General features: G+C 68.3%; 15 protein-coding genes and 1 other annotated feature. Of the genes, 6 read left to right on the top strand and 9 right to left on the bottom strand.

Annotated features, from left to right (window positions below):
* Positions 1–21: 21 nt before the first annotated feature.
* Positions 22–1305: a PQQ-dependent sugar dehydrogenase gene (locus AKJ13_RS08805; protein WP_050732999.1), complete on the top strand. Its 1284-nt coding sequence runs from the start codon at positions 22–24 to the stop codon at positions 1303–1305.
* Positions 1306–1527: 222 nt separating this feature from the next.
* The gene (locus AKJ13_RS08800; protein ID WP_050732998.1) at positions 1528–1845 is read left to right on the top strand and encodes a cytochrome c; all 318 of its coding nucleotides are present in this window, start codon (positions 1528–1530) and stop codon (positions 1843–1845) included.
* 213 nt (positions 1846–2058) lie between these two features.
* On the opposite strand, the gene lepA is transcribed toward AKJ13_RS08800, so the two are convergent.
* The 3 genes from lepA to AKJ13_RS08785 all read right to left on the bottom strand — a co-directional run bounded on the left by lepA (position 2059) and on the right by AKJ13_RS08785 (position 5110).
* Positions 2059–3861, bottom strand: coding sequence for a translation elongation factor 4 (gene lepA, locus AKJ13_RS08795; RefSeq protein WP_007561536.1), 1803 nt, complete (start codon positions 3859–3861; stop codon positions 2059–2061).
* A 199-nt stretch (positions 3862–4060) separates the two neighbouring features.
* The gene (locus AKJ13_RS08790) at positions 4061–4297 is read right to left on the bottom strand and encodes a hypothetical protein (RefSeq protein ID WP_244471556.1); all 237 of its coding nucleotides are present in this window, start codon (positions 4295–4297) and stop codon (positions 4061–4063) included.
* Positions 4298–4318: 21 nt separating this feature from the next.
* Positions 4319–5110: a DUF2470 domain-containing protein gene (locus AKJ13_RS08785; protein ID WP_050732997.1), complete on the bottom strand. Its 792-nt coding sequence runs from the start codon at positions 5108–5110 to the stop codon at positions 4319–4321.
* A 288-nt stretch (positions 5111–5398) separates the two neighbouring features.
* On the opposite strand from AKJ13_RS08785, the gene AKJ13_RS08780 reads away from it, so the two are divergent.
* The 4 genes from AKJ13_RS08780 (at position 5399) to AKJ13_RS08765 (ending at position 8944) form a co-directional block, all read left to right on the top strand.
* Positions 5399–6109, top strand: a complete 711-nt coding sequence (locus tag AKJ13_RS08780) for a response regulator transcription factor (RefSeq protein ID WP_007561543.1) — start codon at positions 5399–5401, stop codon at positions 6107–6109.
* Between the two features lie 91 nt (positions 6110–6200).
* Positions 6201–7928: a sensor histidine kinase gene (locus AKJ13_RS08775; protein ID WP_244471565.1), complete on the top strand. Its 1728-nt coding sequence runs from the start codon at positions 6201–6203 to the stop codon at positions 7926–7928.
* Entirely contained in the window at positions 7928–8368 is a 441-nt protein-coding gene (locus tag AKJ13_RS08770; protein ID WP_050732995.1) for an HPr kinase/phosphatase C-terminal domain-containing protein, read from the top strand. The genes AKJ13_RS08775 and AKJ13_RS08770 overlap by 1 nt, the downstream gene beginning before the upstream one ends.
* 174 nt (positions 8369–8542) lie before the next feature.
* Positions 8543–8944: a PTS sugar transporter subunit IIA gene (locus tag AKJ13_RS08765; RefSeq protein ID WP_007561549.1), complete on the top strand. Its 402-nt coding sequence runs from the start codon at positions 8543–8545 to the stop codon at positions 8942–8944.
* Positions 8945–8950: 6 nt separating this feature from the next.
* Here AKJ13_RS08765 and AKJ13_RS08760 read toward each other — a convergent pair whose 3' ends face one another.
* From AKJ13_RS08760 to AKJ13_RS08735, 6 genes are all read right to left on the bottom strand, one after another.
* On the bottom strand, positions 8951–9775 hold the full coding sequence (locus AKJ13_RS08760; protein WP_244471555.1) for a DMT family transporter: 825 nt from the start codon (positions 9773–9775) through the stop codon (positions 8951–8953).
* 62 nt (positions 9776–9837) lie between these two features.
* Entirely contained in the window at positions 9838–11151 is a 1314-nt protein-coding gene (hslU, locus tag AKJ13_RS08755; protein ID WP_050732993.1) for an ATP-dependent protease ATPase subunit HslU, read from the bottom strand.
* Between the two features lie 118 nt (positions 11152–11269).
* A complete protein-coding gene (locus AKJ13_RS08750; RefSeq protein WP_050732992.1) occupies positions 11270–12766 on the bottom strand; it encodes a SulP family inorganic anion transporter in 1497 nt (498 codons plus the stop codon).
* A 63-nt stretch (positions 12767–12829) separates the two neighbouring features.
* Positions 12830–12885 (bottom strand) — a sequence feature (sul1 is cis-regulatory element that is thought to sense ions involved in sulfur or methionine metabolism; They are found in Alphaproteobacteria).
* A 52-nt stretch (positions 12886–12937) separates the two neighbouring features.
* The gene (locus AKJ13_RS08745) at positions 12938–14608 is read right to left on the bottom strand and encodes a HAMP domain-containing methyl-accepting chemotaxis protein (protein WP_050732991.1); all 1671 of its coding nucleotides are present in this window, start codon (positions 14606–14608) and stop codon (positions 12938–12940) included.
* A gap of 107 nt (positions 14609–14715) precedes the next feature.
* The gene (gene hslV, locus AKJ13_RS08740) at positions 14716–15246 is read right to left on the bottom strand and encodes an ATP-dependent protease subunit HslV (protein WP_050733083.1); all 531 of its coding nucleotides are present in this window, start codon (positions 15244–15246) and stop codon (positions 14716–14718) included.
* Between the two features lie 112 nt (positions 15247–15358).
* Positions 15359–16093, bottom strand: a complete 735-nt coding sequence (locus tag AKJ13_RS08735; RefSeq protein ID WP_244471564.1) for a GDSL-type esterase/lipase family protein — start codon at positions 16091–16093, stop codon at positions 15359–15361.
* Positions 16094–16293 lie beyond the last annotated feature (200 nt).

The following is a 16293-nucleotide window of genomic DNA, read 5'->3' as shown; positions in this document are numbered from 1 at the left end:
GCGGCGGGAGGACGAATAAAGATGCGCTCTGTGATCATCGCCGCGCTCTGGGCGGGTGTCGCCCTGCCCGTCGTCGCCCTGTCGGCTCTCGCACAGGGTGCGGCGCCGGCCGAGACGAAGACCAAGGCCGACGACCTCGAGAAGCTCCAGAGCTTCCGCAGCACCGACACCCAGGCCGCTCCCGAGATCCCGCAGAGCGGCCGCCGGGCCGACGCGATCCGCAAGACGCTTGGCAAGATCAAGCTGCCCGAGGGCTTCAAGATCGACCTCTACGCCGTGGTGCCGGATGCCCGCGCCATCGCGGTCGGCCCCAATGCCGGCGTGCTGTTCGTCGGCACCCGCAAGACCAAGGTCTACACGGTCACCGACCGCGACAAGGACCGGGTCGCCGACGAGGTCCGCGCCTTCGCGCCCGGCATCGCGTTCAAGATCCCCAACGGCGTCTGCTTCTCGAAGGACGGCGTGCTGACCGTGGTCGAGCAGAACCGGGTGCTCGCTTTCCCGGCCGCCGAGTTCTTCTATGAAAATCCGGACGTCGCCGCGGGCATCTTGGTCAAGGAAGGCGCCCTGATCCCGGCTGCAGAGGAGAGCTTCAACCACACCGCCCGGGTCTGCCGGGTCGGGGCGGACGGCAAGACCTACATCGCGCTCGGCCAGCCCTACAACGTGCCCCCGGCCGAGAAGATGGACCTGTACAAGAAGGTCGGCATCGGCGGCATCATCCGCATCGACGCCGACGGCAAGAACCGCGAGGTCTTCGCCACCGGTATCCGCAACTCGGTGGGCATGGATTTCGCCGCCGACAAGTCGCTGTGGTTCACCGACAACCAGGTCGACGGGATGGGCGACGACAAGCCGCCGGGCGAGCTGAACCACGCCACCAAGGCCGGCGAGAATTTCGGGTTCCCCTGGTACGGCGGCGGCGCGGTCCGCACCGTCGAGTACAAGGACCAGACCCCGCCCGCCGACGCCGTCCCCCCGGTCGCCGAATTGCCGCCCCACGCCGCCGATCTCGGCATGACCTTCTACAACGGCAAGCAATTCCCGGCCTCGTACAAGGGCGGGATCTTCATCGCCGAGCACGGTTCCTGGAACCGCACCGAGCCGGTGGGCGCCCGGGTGATGTTCGCCCCCATGGGCGCGGACGGGAAGCTCGGCGCGGTCAAGCCGTTCGCGGAGGGCTGGCTCACCGGTGACGGCGAGTATCTCGGCCGCCCAGTGGACGTAGCGGTGATGCTCGACGGCTCGCTGCTGGTCTCGGACGATTCCGCCGGGGCGATCTACCGGATCTCCTACGAGAAGTAGGTTCTGGGACTTGGCGCCTCTATTCGTGAGAGGCGCCACCGCCACCAAACGACGCGACAGACCCCCTCTCCCGTTCGGGAGAGGGTTGGGGTGAGGGATCAGGTCTCTCCGGAGAGGTCGCACCCCGCACCCTGTCCCTCTCCCGCACGGGAGAGGGGCCCTACGGCTCTTGCGCCGATCGTTCGCGACAGCGTCACCTGTTCCTCAACCCGAGCCCATTCGATGATCCGCCCGCTTCTCCTCCTCGCCGCTACGCTGGTCCCGCTCTCGGTCCAGGCCGGCGACGCCGCCCTCGGGCGCAAGAAGGCCAGCGCCTGCCAGACCTGCCACGGGATGGACGGGCTCTCGAAGCTGCCGGAGGCGCCGAACCTCGCCGGGCAGGTGGAGCCCTACCTGGTCAAGGCGCTCACCGAGTACCGCGACGGCAAGCGGCAGAACGAGATCATGAACGTGGTCGCCAAGGAGCTGTCGGACTCGGACATCGCGAATCTGGCGGCGTATTATGCCGGCATCCAGATCGACGTGTTGCCCCCGGGGTAGAGGCCCTTTCCGCGCCCCACCCCGTCATTGCGAGCGGAGCGAAGCAACCCAGGGAAACGCCACGTTCCGCTACCGCGCGCCGCCCAAGGTTGCCTCACTCCGCTCGCAATGACGGGAGAGGCGTTTTTCCAGTTTTAGAACCGGGTGGAGCGTCCGAAGGCGGAGTCTAGAGCCCGCCCGCAGATGGGAGAGGGCGCTTCAGGGCACAGTGCCTCAATCGTCCATCTTCAGCGCCGCGATGAACGCCTCCTGCGGGATCTCCACGCGTCCAAACTGGCGCATCTTCTTCTTGCCTTCCTTCTGCTTGTCCAGAAGCTTGCGCTTGCGCGAGATGTCGCCGCCGTAGCACTTGGCAGTGACGTCCTTGGACAGGGCCTTGATCGTTTCGCGGGCAATGATCTTGCCGCCGATCGCCGCCTGGACCGGGATCTGGAACAGGTGGCGGGGGATCAGGTCCTTCAGCTTCTCGCACATGGCCCGGCCGCGCGATTCGGCCCGGGTGCGGTGGACCAGCATCGACAGGGCGTCCACGGGCTCGGCGTTGACCAGCAGCGACATCTTCACGAGGTCGCCCTCGCGGTAGTCGGAGACGTGGTAGTCGAAGGAGGCGTAGCCTTTCGAGATCGATTTCAGCCGATCGTAGAAATCGAACACGACCTCGTTCAGCGGCAGGTCGTAGACCACCATGGCGCGCTTGCCGACGTAGTTGAGGTCGATCTGGACGCCGCGGCGGTCCTGGCAGAGCTTGAGCACGCCGCCGAGATACTCGTCGGGGGTCAGGATCGTGGCGCGGATCCAGGGCTCCTCGATCAGCTCGATCTTCATCACGTCCGGCATGTCGGCCGGGTTGTGCAGCTCCTTGACGGTGCCGTCGCGCATCTTCAGCCGGTAGACCACCGAGGGCGCGGTGGAGATCAGGTCGAGGTTGAACTCGCGCTCCAGCCGCTCCTGGATGATCTCCAGGTGGAGGAGGCCGAGGAAGCCGCAGCGGAAGCCGAAGCCCAGCGCAGCCGAGCTCTCCATCTCGTAGGAGAACGAGGCGTCGTTGAGCCGGAGCCGGCCCATGGCCGAGCGCAGGTTCTCGAACTCGGCGGCGTCCACCGGGAACAACCCGCAGAACACGACCGCCTGCACCTCCTTGAAGCCCGGCAGCATCGAGCTGGTCTGGCGCTTGTCCTCAGTGATCGTGTCGCCGACGCGGGTATCGGCGACTTCCTTGATCGAGCCGGTGAAGAAGCCGACCTCACCAGGGCCGAGCTCACCGATCTCGGCCATCTTCGGCCGGAACACGCCGATCCGGTCGACGCCGTGGACCGCGTCGGCGCCCATCATCCGGATGGTCATGCCCTTCTTGAGCACGCCGTCGATGATCCGCACGAGCACGACGACGCCGAGATAGGCGTCGTACCAGCTGTCCACCAGCAGGGCCTTGAGCGGCGCGCTTCGGTCGCCCTTGGGCGGGGGCAGGCGGGTGACGATCGCCTCGAGCACAGCCTCGATGTTGAGGCCGGTCTTGGCTGAGATCGGCACCGCGTTGGAGGCGTCGAGGCCGATCACCTCCTCGATCTGCTCCTTCACCCGGTCGGGCTCGGCGGCCGGCAGGTCGACCTTGTTGAGGACCGGGACGATCTCGTGGTTGGCGTCGAGCGCCTGGTAGACGTTGGCGAGCGTCTGCGCCTCGACTCCCTGGGAGGCGTCCACAACCAGCAGCGAGCCCTCGCAGGCGGCCAGCGAGCGCGACACCTCGTAGGCGAAGTCCACGTGGCCGGGCGTGTCCATCAGGTTGAGCACGTAATCCTTGCCGTCCTCGGCCCGGTATTCCAGGCGCACGGTCTGCGCCTTGATGGTGATGCCGCGCTCCTTCTCGATATCCATCGAGTCGAGCATCTGCTCGCTCATGTCGCGCAACGCTACCGTGCCGGTGGCCTGGATCAGCCGGTCCGCCAAGGTCGATTTGCCGTGGTCGATATGCGCGACGATCGAGAAGTTGCGGATGTTGTCGATCGGGGTTGTCATCGGCATTCCGTTCGGGCGCGCGACGGCGCGCACCGTCTGACGTCTGGGCGTGTTCGGATAGGTCGGCTCACGCGCGAGATAGCAGCGCGGCGGGAACGCGCCAAGCGGCGGGCCGGCGCGGCACGTTCAGGCCGGGACGCGCCTGGAGCGAGAGCCGGCGCGATCCGGCCCCCGCGTCTTCTTCGGTCTGTTTCTGCGATCAGCGACCGCGGTCGCGGATCAGGCGCTCGATTTCGGCCTCGCCATGGGTCCGAGCCTTCGACTCGGTCGGGTGCTTCCGGTCGGAGCGCTGATGCAGCTTGCCGTGCTTGCGGATGCTCCACTGGAACATCGAGCCGCTCTCGCCGACCGGCTGCACATCGAGGCTGAATGGGTAGGTGTCTGTCTGTGTGTCGCTCATCGCGCGGATATGGTGCACCACGCCGCGCTTCGCCATGCCTGAAGGCGATCTCGGGCGTTACGCTTCGGCCGTTCCGACACCCCCGCGCGCCTGCGCCGCCATCGCGACCAGACTCTTGCGCAGGCCGCCCATATCGGTGACCCGCTCCGGATAGACCACCCGCGCGGTCCGCTCTCCGGCGATCAGGTCCATGCCCTCCGGATCGAGCCCGGTCAGGCGCCAGGGCAAACCGGCTTCCGCGCCGGCCGCGGCCGCGTAGAGCGCCAGCGCGTCGGCATGGTCGGCATTCATGTGCTCAACCGCGCCGCGCTCACCCGCCACCACCGCTTCAGCTCCGGTCAGGTCGAGGAGCAATTCTTCGCGGGTCAGCGTCGCGGCCTTCGCGAAACCGCCGTTGAGATGGCCGGCCTTCGGATCCAACGCGAAGAACTCGAAATCCGGGAAGTCGGCATAGAGCTTCGCCTTCGGGTGGCGCGCCAGGAACCGCTCCCGCGCGCGCGGCTCGGCGGTCTGGACAGCGCTTCCGACCACGGTGAGCCGGGGATGCGCCAGCGGATCACCCTTGCCGCCCTGCGCGAACAGCAGCGAGCAGCGCGGGTCGGCCAGGAGGTTGCGGGTATGCGCCGAGAGCCGCGACAGCAGCATCAGCGGCGTGCCGTCTTGGTCGGTGGCGATGGTGACCAGGGAGGCGAAGGGCGTCCCTTCAGGGTCCAGGGTCGCCAGCGCACCGGAGCGGATGCTTCGCAGCAGCATCCGGGACAACCCGATGGCGTCGAAAGGCGCGTCGGCGGCAGGAAGCGGGCGGGCCGGCTCGCGCTGTTCCGACGCACCCGTGCTCACATCCGCCATCGAATCCCCCGGTTTCGAACCGCCGCCACAATTGCGGGCCATGGTAGCGATGCGTTAGCCGGCGCACGAGCGCCGCGGCCCGCGTCAGATCGGCCTTTATGGCCAAGCTATGACCGCCGCTCGCTTTTTCCGATCGACCGTACTAAAGCACCTGTCCCGTTGCGCGAACCGGGCGGCGTCGAAACCGGCCCGGTTCGCACTTCCGCCTGCCCCTCGGGGGCCGGGATGAAGCGCGGCCCGTGCGAAGAGCCGGGACCGCGCTTGAGCCCGTTCAGTCAGGGACCGCGCATGCCAACCATCGCCCTCGTCGACGACGACCGGAATATTCTGACCTCCGTGTCGATCGCGCTTGAGACCGAAGGCTACCGCATCCAGACCTATACCGACGGCGCCTCCGCCCTCGACGGTCTGCGGCATTCCCCGCCGGACCTCGCGATCTTCGACATCAAGATGCCGCGCATGGACGGGATGGAGCTTCTCCGACGCCTGCGGCAGAAATCCGACCTTCCGGTGATCTTTCTGACCTCGAAGGACGAGGAGATCGACGAATTGTTCGGTCTCAAGATGGGCGCGGACGACTTCATCCATAAGCCGTTCTCGCAGCGCCTGCTGGTCGAGCGCGTGAAGGCGGTGCTGCGGCGCTTCGCCAAGGAGGCCCCCGGCTCGACACCGCGCGGCGAGGCCGAGGTCGCGGCCCGCTCGCTTGAGCGGGGCTCGCTGATGATGGATCCCGAGCGCCATACCTGCACCTGGAAGGGCGAGCCGGTGACGCTCACCGTCACGGAATTCCTGATCCTCCAGGCCCTCGCCCACCGCCCCGGCGTCGTGAAGAGCCGCAACGCCCTGATGGATGCGGCCTACGACGATCAGGTCTATGTCGACGACCGCACCATCGACAGCCACATCAAGCGCCTGCGCAAGAAATTCAAAGTGACCGACCAAAGCTTCGACATGATCGAGACGCTGTACGGCGTCGGCTACCGGTTCAAGGAGGCGTGATCCAAGGATCCGCTCCGTGACTGGCCGTACCCCCGCCCAGGCCGAGGACGCTGAGCCTCGCGCCTCGCTCACCCAGCTTCTCTCCCGACCGTTGACTTGGCCGCGTGCCCTCTGGGACGCGGTGGGTCAGCGCGCGTCGTCGAGCCTGACGCGCCGCATCGTCGTGCTCAACCTCGTCGGGCTGATCGCGCTGCTCGTCGGCTTCCTCTACCTGAACCAGTTCCGGCAGGGCCTGATCCAGGCCCGGATCCAGAGCCTGGCGATCCAGGGCGAGATCATCGCCGGCGCCATCGCGGCCTCCGCCTCGGTCGATACGGACACGATCCAGATCGACCCGGACAAGCTGCTCCAGCAGCAGGCGGGCGAGGCCGCCGAGGAGGAATCGCAGCCGCTCGCCTTCTCGCTCAACCCCGAGAAGGTGGCGCCGCTTCTGTCGCGCCTGGTGACACCCACCGGCAACCGCGCCCGGGTCTACGACCAGGAAGGCGGCCTGCTGTTTGACACCCGGACCCTGTTCAAGCGCGGCGATGCCGGCCGCGGTGATCCGATTGCCACCAAGCCGCACAAGGCGGGCATGCTCGAATCCGCCTTCCAGGTGGTGCAGACGAAGCTGAGTGCCCTGTTTGGGAGCCGCTCCGCCCAGCTGGAGGAGACCGGGCCGGTGAACGGCCATTCGCTGCGCGAGGTTCAGGCGGCGCTCAACGGCAATCGCGGCAGCCTGGTTCGCCGCAACGCGCTGGGCGAGACCACCGTCTCGGTGGCTGTGCCGATCCATCGCGCCGGCTCGGTGCGCGGCGCGCTGCTGATCTCGACGCAGGGCGACGCCATCGACCGGGTCATCGCGTCCGAGCGATTCGGCCTGCTCCAGGTGTTCCTCGTCGCTTCGGCCGTGATGGTGGTGCTCTCGGCGCTGCTCGCCGGCGCCATCGCGGGCCCGGTGCGCCGCCTCGCCGAGGCCGCCGAAAAGGTGCGTATGGGGATCAAGACCCGGGAAGAGATCCCGGACTTCACCCAGCGTACCGACGAGATCGGTCACCTGTCCGGCGCGCTGCGGGACATGACCCAGGCGCTCTACCGGCGCATCGACGCGATCGAGAGCTTCGCCGCGGATGTGAGCCACGAACTGAAGAACCCGCTGACCTCGCTGCGCAGCGCGGTCGAGACCCTGCCACTCGCGAAGTCCGACGATTCGCGCGGTCGGCTGATGGCGATCATCCAGCACGACGTGAAGCGTCTCGACCGGCTGATCAGCGACATCGCCGATGCCTCGCGGCTCGACGCGGAGCTCGCCCGGGCCGAAGCGCGCCGGGTCGATCTCAAGAAGCTGCTGACCACGGTGGTCTCGGTGGCCAACGAGCGGCGCCGGCCGAAGGATTGCCTGATCCAGCTCGACGTCGAGGCGATCGCGGACCACGATGCGCCGTTCACGGTGATCGGCCACGACAGCCGGCTGGGGCAGGTGGTCAACAACCTGCTGGACAATGCCCGGTCATTCTCGCCCACCGACGCCAAGGTGCGGGTCGCCCTGCGCCGGGTCCGTGGCGAGGTCGAGATGGTCTGCGAGGACGAGGGGCCGGGCATCCCCGAGCACGCCCTGGAGCGGATCTTCGAGCGCTTCTACACGGACCGGCCCGAGCAGGGCTTCGGACAAAATTCGGGCCTCGGCCTGTCGATCTCCCGGCAGATCGTCCAGGCCCATCGCGGCACGATCCGCGCCGAGAATCGCCCCGGCGCGCCCGACGAGGATGGTGAGCCCACAGTGCGCGGCGCCCGCTTCACCGTCCGGCTGCCGGCTGCGCCGCGCCAGCTCCACGCCTGATGCCGAGCCTTCACGCCGCCTGCGTCGCCCTGGGTGATGCCGGCATCCTGATTCGGGGCCCGGCCGGCTCGGGCAAATCGAGCCTTGCGGTGCTCCTCGCCGCCGAGCCGGACGGAGCGCTCGTTGCGGATGACCGGGTGATCTGCGAACGGCACGCCGATTCGCTGGTCGCCCGACCTCACGAGGCCTTGGCGGGCCAGGTCGAGATCCGTGGTCAGGGCATCCTGTCCGCCGCCGATCTCGGCCTCACGCTCCGTCCCGATACGGTCCTGTATCTCGTGGCCGATCTGGTCACGGACACGCCGCGCCTGCCGGAGCCACCGGAGGCCGCTGAAATCCTGGGCCTTCGTCTGCCCCGCCTAGTGCTCGATCGAGGCGTGCGGCGGGCCGGATTAGCAACGTTGCTGATTCGTGCGGCATTGCGAAAGGGCAAGCCGTGACTTCGCAGCCGCACAGGCCGTTGATTCGCGCCACGGTGGTAAGACCCCATAGCGCGCGCCGAGCCCGCATGGCATGATCGCGGTAATGTCCGAGCAAAAACGTCGCGATCGCCTTGTTGGGGCCTGTGCATTGCACAACATGGCGGCAGACAGAGGACGTTGGAACACGTGTCGATGATTGGCATGGTGCTCGTCACTCACGGGCTATTGGCGACCGAATTCAAGGCTGCCCTGGAGCACGTGGTCGGCCCGCAGGATCAGATCGAGACGATCACGATCGGGCCGGAAGACGATATGGAATTGCGACGCCGGGACATCATGTCTGCGGTCTGTCGCGTGAACACCGGTGACGGTGTGGTGGTGCTGACCGACATGTTCGGCGGCACGCCCTCGAACCTTGCGCTGTCGTGTATGAACGGCGGCTCGGTCGAGGTGGTGGCGGGGATCAACCTGCCGATGCTGATCAAGCTGGCGAGCGTCCGCGACGAGGAGAATCTCGGCGACGCCGTCCTTCATGCCCAGGAAGCCGGCCGCAAGTACATCAACGTCGCTTCGCGCGTCCTCGCCGGCAAATAACGTTTCTCAGACCTCCTCGATCACCCGTTCCTGCGCTGGCCTGCGGCTTGTGGCCGTGACGCCCGCGGAGGCGGCGATCACCAGCCCGATGGCGAGCCATTGGACGGCGCCGAGCCGTTCGCCTAGCAGGGCGAAGCCCGCGCAGGCCGCGACCGCCGGCTCCAGGCTCATCAGCACACCAAAACTCTTCCGGTCGAGGCGGCGTAGGGCGGCCATCTCCAGCGAGTAGGGCAGGGCGCTCGACAGGAGCGCCACGAGGAGGCCAGCCATCAGGACGCCTGGAGCCAGCAACTCCGCGCCAGCCTCGGCCAGGCCGAACGGTGCCACCACGACGGCGGCCACCAGCATCCCCAGCGACACCGCCTGACCGCCGTCGATCCGCCCTGCGCGCTGACCAAACAAAATATAAAGTGCCCAAGCCAGGGCCGCCCCGAGGGCGAGGGCGACGCCGAGCGGGTCCAGCGGGCTCGTGGGCGCGATGGGCAGGAGCAGGCCGAGCCCAACCACCGCGACGCCGATCCACAGGAAGTCCGTGGTGCAGCGCGACGCGATCAGCGCGATGGCGAGCGGCCCAGCGAACTCGATCGCCACGGCCGGCCCCAGCGGCAGCCGCGCGATCGCTAGGTAGAACAGCAAATTCATCAACCCCAGGGTGATCCCGTAGAGCGCGATCCACCCCGCTTCACGCCGCGCCAGGCTCCGCCGCCACGGACGCCAAACGGCGATCAGGATCAGCGCCGAGAAACCCACCCGCAGGGCCGACGTCCCGGTCGCGCCGACGACCGGGAACAGGTTCTTCGCGATGGTCGCGCCGTATTGCAGCGAGACCATGCCAGTCACCAGCGCGGCGACCGGGAGGAGGACCGAAACGGGCCCTCGCTCCGTAAAGGTGGTCACAGAATGAACCGGCTCAGATCCGCGTTGGCCGCCAGATCCTCGACCCGGGCCCGCACATAGGCGGCGTCGATCGGAACCGTCTCGCCGGAGCGGTCGGTGGCCGTGAACGAGATCTCGTCGATCACCCGCTCCAGCACCGTCTGCAGGCGGCGGGCGCCAATATTCTCCACGGAGGAGTTCACCTCGACGGCGACGCGGGCGAGCGCGTCCACGGCGTCGTCCGTGAAGGTCAGGGTCACGCCCTCGGTCTCCATCAGGGCGACGGTCTGCTTGAGCAGGCTGGCCTCGGTGGAGGTCAGGATCTGGCGGAAATCGTCCACCGTCAGCGGCTGCAGCTCGACGCGGATCGGTAGGCGGCCCTGGAGCTCGGGGAGCAGGTCGGACGGCTTCGAGACGTGGAAGGCGCCCGAGGCGATGAACAGCACGTGGTCGGTCTTCACCGGGCCATGCTTGGTCGCCACCGTCGTGCCCTCGATCAGCGGCAGCAGGTCGCGCTGCACACCCTCGCGAGAGACGTCGCCGGAGGAGCGGCCCTCGCGGGCGCAGATCTTGTCGATCTCGTCGAGGAAGACGATGCCGTTGTTCTCGACCTCGCGGATCGCCTCGCGAATCAGGGCGTCGTCGTCGACCAGCTTGTCGGATTCCTCGGCGAGCAGCGGCGCGTAGGCGTCCCGGACCAGGATCCGGCGGGGCTTGCCGCGCTGGCCGCCCAGGGCCTTGCCGAGCACGTCGCCGATATTGATCGCGCCCATGGAGGCGCCCGGCATGCCGGGAATCTCGAACATCGGCAGGCCAGCGGGGGCACCGGAGGCCAGTTCCAGCTCGACCTCCTTGTCGTCGAGCTCGCTGTCGCGCAGCTTGCGGCGGAAGCTGTCGCGGGTCGCCTGGCTTGCGGTCGGTCCGACCAGGGCGTCGAGGATCCGGTTCTCGGCGGCCGCCTCGGCCTTGGCCTTCACGGCCTCCCGCTTCACCTGCCGGGTCAGGCCGATCGCCACCTCCACGAGGTCGCGCACGATCTGCTCCACGTCGCGGCCAACATAGCCGACCTCGGTGAATTTGGTCGCCTCGATCTTCAGGAACGGGGCGTTGGCGAGCCGCGCGAGGCGCCGGGCGATCTCGGTCTTGCCGCAGCCGGTCGGCCCGATCATCAGGATGTTCTTGGGCGCCACCTCCTCGCGGAGCGGGCCGGTGAGCTGCTGGCGGCGCCAGCGGTTGCGCAGGGCGATCGCGACGGCGCGCTTGGCGTCCTGCTGTCCGACGATGAAGCGATCGAGTTCGGACACGATCTCGCGCGGAGAGAACGTCGTCACCGCTGGGCCATCCTATTTTTTTCCCGGCCCGACGAAACCACGAGCCCAGGCCGGGAATGGGGTCGCGGCGCGCGCGACGCAAGAGGCGGCGCGCGGCCGCAGGGGCCAGCTTACCGGCTCAGTGTCCCGCCGGCGACGCCGCGGCGCCGGGCTTGTCATGCGTTCCGAATCGCTCGACCAGCGTCGCGCTGGCTGCGTTCAGGCCGACGACCTCGACGATCCGCCCACGGCCGCGCGCCTTCAGGACCACGCGGTCGAGGGCGGTGACCGCCGAGATGTCCCAGAAATGCGCGTCCTGCACGTCGATGACGAGGCGATCCACCGGCTCCAGCACGTCGATCGCTTCCGAGAAGGTGCTGGCCGAGGCGAAGAACACCTGCCCGGTGACCCGGTAGGTCCGGGTCCAACCATCCTCCGAGAGCGTCGCGGTGACTTTGCTAAGCCTCGACACCTTGCCGGCGAAGAATACGCCGGACAGGAGCACGCCGGCCAGGACGCCCTGGGCCAGGTCCTTGGTCGCGACCACGACCAGCACGGTCGCCAGCATCACCGCCGAGGAGGGCAGGGGGTTGGTGCGCAGCTGCGCCAGCGACCGCCAGGAGAAGGTGTTCAGCGAGACCATTATCATCACCGCCGTCAGCGCCGCGACCGGCACCACCGCCAACAGGTCCTGCAGCGCGACGAGGAGCAGCAGCAGGAAGGCGCCCGCGACCAGCGTGGACAGCCGGCCCCGCGCCCCCGAGGAGACGTTGATGACCGACTGCCCGATCATCGCGCAGCCGCCCATGCCGCCGAACACGGCCGACGCCATGTTGGCCGCGCCCTGGCCCATGCATTCGCGGTTCTTGTCGCTACCGGTATCGGTCAGGTCGTCGACGATCTGCGCGGTGAGCAGGCTCTCCAACAGCCCGACGGCGGCGAGCGTCGCCGCGTAGGGCAGCAGGATCCGCAGGGTCTCGAAGGTGAAGGGAACGTCCGGCAGGGCGAAGCTCGGCAGCGTCGAGGGCAGGGCGCCCAGATGCGAGACCGTGCGGACGTCGAGGTGGAAGATCGCGGTCACCGCGGTCAGGACCGCGATCGCCACCAGGGGCGAGGGCACCGCCCGGGTGATCCGCGGAAAACCGTAGATGATCGCGAGCCCCAGAGCGATCAGCCCGTAGGTCGCCGGCGTCACGCCCGTGAGCTCGGGCAGCTGGGCGAGAAAGATCAAGATCGCCAGGGCATTGACGAAGCCCGTCATCACCGATTGCGAGACGAACCGCATCAGCCGGCCGAGCTTCAGCAGGCCGGCCAGGATCTGGATCACGCCCATCAGGATGGTGGCGGCGAACAAGTATTGGACGCCGTGCTCGCGGACGAGGTCGACCATGACCACCGCGGTGGCGGCGGTGGCGGCCGAGATCATGGCCGGGCGCCCGCCCGCGAAAGCAATCGTGCAGGCGATGACCACCGAGGCGTAAAGCCCGACCTTGGGATCGACCCCGGCGATGACCGAGAAGCCGATCGCCTCCGGGATCAGCGCCAGGGCGACGACGATGCCCGACAGGGTATCGCCGCGGATATTGGACACCCACGACCCGAGAGGGCCGCCGGTTCCGGTTGTGCTGCGTTGCATGTGATGAAAATCCGCACGAGACGCGCGTCCGCTCAAGGGGCGGATCGTGTGGCGTCTCGGATGCGTGGTCCGGCGGATCGGCGGCCGGAAGAGCCACCCGGGCTTTCACCGGGTCCTTGCGAATGGCTCAGACCCTACGGGTCCTGGCATCGCGATGCAACATCGGCGGCATCAGGCGGCCCGCACCTGAGCCACGAAGCCCGCGACCTCGCCGCCAAGCCCGTCGGACCGGCGGGCGATGTCGGCCGCCGCGTCGAGCACTTGGCCCGCGCTGGCCCCGGTCTCGTGGGCGGCCTCGAGCACCAGCGACATGGTCTCGGTCACCGCGCGGGTCCCGCTCGCCGCCTCGGCGACGCTGCGGGCGATCTCTTGCGTCGCGACCTGCTGTTGCTCCACGGCCGAGGCGACCTCGATCGCGATGCCGTGGACCTGCTCGATCGTGCCGCCGATTTCTTCGATCGCGGTGACCGCCTCGTGGGTCGCCGCGCGCATGGCGGCAATCTGCCCGGCGATCTCGTCGGTGGCCCGGGCGGTCTGGGTCGCCAGGGCCTTCACCTCGGTGGCGACGACCGCGAAACCGCGCCCGGCCTCGCCGGCGCGGGCCGCCTCGATCGTAGCGTTCAGTGCCAGCAGGTTGGTCTGGCCGGCGATGGTCGAGATCAGCGACACGACCTGCCCGATGCCGTCGGCGGTGCGGGCCAGGGCCTGGACGCTCGACCGGGTCCGCCTCGTCGCCTCGACGGCGCCGGCTGCAGCCTCGGAAGTCTGCGAGACCTGGACACCGATCTCGCTGGCGGTAGCTGCAAGCTCTTCCGTGGCGGCGGCCACAGCCTCGACATTGTGCGCCGTTGTCTCTGCGGCGCGGGTCACGGCCCGGGATTGCTGGTCGGTGCGCTCGGCATTGCCGGCCATCGCGGCGGCGGCCCGCTCCATGTCGGCGGCGGCGCTGGCGAGATGCCCGACCAGACCGCCGATGCTGCCTTCGAACTGGTTGGCCAAGCCGACCATTTCGGCGCGCTTGCGGGTGGCCGCCTCGGTGCCGGTCCGCTCACGGTCCAGGCGCAGGGTTTCGGCCTCCCGCATTGTCCCAGCGAAGACCGCCATGCTCGTCCAGATCGCCCCGATCTCGTCGCGGCCGGCCTTGACCGCCGGGAGGGTCAGGTCGCCCCGCGAGAGGCGCTGGATCGCCTCCGAGACCGCCCGCAGCGGCCGGGCGATCTGGCGTTGCCCCACGAGGAGCCCGAGGGCGGCGCAGGCGAGGGTGCCCAGGAAGGCGAGCCCGAGCAGGAGGCGGGTACGCGCCACGAACAGATCCTGCGTCTGCGCCTTCACGGTCGCCATCTCGGCGCGTCCGCGGCCTACCAGCGCGTCGATGCCGGCCTGGAACGCCTTGCGGTTGGCCCGGTTCGCGTCGTTGAAGCCGAGATCGGCAGCGGCGCGTGGGCCGATCGTCTCGCCGGCCTGCGCGATCGCGGTCCGCATCGTCCGGTAGGCGTCGGCGTTGCGTGCCATGGTCTCGAAGAGTGGCCGCTCGTCCTCTGTGACCAGCGGCTCCCAGGCGGCGCGGAGCGCGTCCATGTCGGCGAGGCCCTTGCGGACGCCGGCGGCATACTTGGCGGCGTCGGTGGCGTCGGCGGCCGCGTAAACGCCGCGGGAATCCATCGTCACTTCGGCAGCGAGGCGATTGAAGTTGGCCGCGTAAAGCGCGCGGGTCGAGGCACCCTCCACCTGCGCCAGCGAACGCTCGAAGCTCTGCAGCGTGGCGACGCTCACGCCGGCAACGACCAGCGTCGTCAGACTGCAGGCGCCCACGAAGGCCAGGAGTTTCCCGCCGATGTTCATTTTAGTTCCAGTCCGAGCATGCGCGGGCCGAAACTAAGCAGCATTGTTCAATGTCGCGTTAAGCAGCCCCGATCGCGGTTCACGCCCGAATCGTGGGCGGGAGTCGATCAACTCTGGTCGAGCGCTTCGATCACCAGATTCCCGTTGGTGTAGACGCAGATCTCGGCGGCGATCGCCATGGCCTTGCGCACGATCGCCTCGGCGTCGAGGTCGGTATCCTCGAGGGCGCGGGCGGCCGCCAGGGCGTAGTTGCCGCCGGAGCCGATCGCCATGACGCCGCTTTCCGGCTCCAGCACGTCGCCCGAGCCAGACAGGAGCAGGCTGACGTCCTTGTCGGCCACCACCATCATCGCTTCGAGGCGGCGCAGGTAGCGGTCGGTCCGCCAATCCTTGGTGAGCTCGACGCAGGCCCGGGTGAGTTGGCCAGGATACTGCTCCAGCTTGGCCTCCAGCCGCTCGAACAGGGTGAAGGCGTCAGCCGTGGCGCCCGCGAACCCGCCGATCACCGCGCCCTTGGCCAGGCGCCGGACCTTGCGGGCATTGCCCTTCACGATGGTCTGGCCGAGGCTCACCTGCCCGTCGCCGCCGACGACGACGCGGCCGCCCTTGCGGACCATCAGGATCGTGGTCGCGTGCATCTGGGGCACGGAGCCCCGCTCGTCGTACCTGAAGGCGTCGTGGCTCAAGGTTTCAGCTCCGATCTCGGTCCGGCCGAGATGGGGAGCTTTGCCGGCCGCGTCCAGCCGTTGGCTACTCGGCAACCGCCTCGGCGGTGTGGACCGAGCCCGCATCGGTGAGGATCGAATCCGCCGCCGCCTGGGCGAGCAGGGCGTAGCCGCCATCGGCCATGTGCAGCCCGTCCGAGGCGAAGAGTTGCTTGGCGGTGAGTTTCCCTTCGCGGACCCAGCCATGCATCAGGTCGGCCCGGCGGATCACCGGCACGTCGAGCTCATCCCCGATCGACCGCACGGCATCCCGGAACCGCGAGGAGCCGGGCGTCGAATCGAGCTTCGGGCACCATTGCGGCTCCATCAGCACCACGTCGATGCCGGCTTCGCGGATCCGACGGATGGCCGCGGCGGTGGCGTCGCGGAAATGGTCGAGCGAGACACCGCGCAGCGGGTCGTTGCTGCCGGTCTGCCAGATCACGAGCTGCGGCTCGGCCGCGATCACGTCGCGATCCAGGCGCTTCAGCATGTCGTCGACATGCTCGCCGCCGATGCCCCGGTTGATCACCGAGACATCCATGCCGCGCAGTTTCTTGCGCAAGTCGACCTGCAGGCGGGACGGGTAGGAATTGGCCGGGCTCGAGGCGCCGATACCCTCCGTGGAGGACGAGCCGAAGGCCACAATCTTGAGCGGCGCGCCGATGGCGATCTGCCGGGCGACATGCGGCAGGTCGGGGCTCTCGCTCAGATCGATGCCGAGCAGGTCGAGCGAATCAGGCAGCAGGTCCGCGTAGGCGAGCACCGCGGTGGGCACCATCAGCAGGCCGCACAGAATCAACACATCCCGAAGCCGCTTACGGCGCGGCTTGGCGGGACTGAAAGATGTCGGTTTCTGGGACACGGGACCGATTGCTCCGCCGCTCGTAAACGACAGATACATTCTGACACAGGGACTTGAAAAGAGCCGTTCCGCCGGTCCCTTGAAGGCAAAGTGAATTCGTAACGCAAAATTAATAG

The organism is Methylobacterium sp. ARG-1 (genome assembly GCF_001262595.1).
GTDB classification, from domain to species: domain Bacteria; phylum Pseudomonadota; class Alphaproteobacteria; order Rhizobiales; family Beijerinckiaceae; genus Methylobacterium; species Methylobacterium brachiatum.
The sequence above is the reverse complement of the archived record's forward strand: the minus strand, read 5'-3'. Positions and strand labels throughout refer to the sequence as shown.

Coding starts and splice junctions, on each gene's coding strand:
- AKJ13_RS08805 (WP_050732999.1), top strand. CDS start 22: ATGCGCTCTGTGATCATCGCCGCGCTCTGGGCGGGTGTCGCCCTGCCC.
- AKJ13_RS08800 (WP_050732998.1), top strand. CDS start 1,528: ATGATCCGCCCGCTTCTCCTCCTCGCCGCTACGCTGGTCCCGCTCTCG.
- lepA (WP_007561536.1), bottom strand. CDS start 3,861: ATGACAACCCCGATCGACAACATCCGCAACTTCTCGATCGTCGCGCAT.
- AKJ13_RS08790 (WP_244471556.1), bottom strand. CDS start 4,297: ATGGCGAAGCGCGGCGTGGTGCACCATATCCGCGCGATGAGCGACACA.
- AKJ13_RS08785 (WP_050732997.1), bottom strand. CDS start 5,110: ATGGCGGATGTGAGCACGGGTGCGTCGGAACAGCGCGAGCCGGCCCGC.
- AKJ13_RS08780 (WP_007561543.1), top strand. CDS start 5,399: ATGCCAACCATCGCCCTCGTCGACGACGACCGGAATATTCTGACCTCC.
- AKJ13_RS08770 (WP_050732995.1), top strand. CDS start 7,928: ATGCCGAGCCTTCACGCCGCCTGCGTCGCCCTGGGTGATGCCGGCATC.
- AKJ13_RS08765 (WP_007561549.1), top strand. CDS start 8,543: ATGATTGGCATGGTGCTCGTCACTCACGGGCTATTGGCGACCGAATTC.
- AKJ13_RS08760 (WP_244471555.1), bottom strand. CDS start 9,775: ATGGTCTCGCTGCAATACGGCGCGACCATCGCGAAGAACCTGTTCCCG.
- AKJ13_RS08750 (WP_050732992.1), bottom strand. CDS start 12,766: ATGCAACGCAGCACAACCGGAACCGGCGGCCCTCTCGGGTCGTGGGTG.
- AKJ13_RS08745 (WP_050732991.1), bottom strand. CDS start 14,608: ATGAACATCGGCGGGAAACTCCTGGCCTTCGTGGGCGCCTGCAGTCTG.
- hslV (WP_050733083.1), bottom strand. CDS start 15,246: ATGCACGCGACCACGATCCTGATGGTCCGCAAGGGCGGCCGCGTCGTC.
- AKJ13_RS08735 (WP_244471564.1), bottom strand. CDS start 16,093: ATGGTGCCCACCGCGGTGCTCGCCTACGCGGACCTGCTGCCTGATTCG.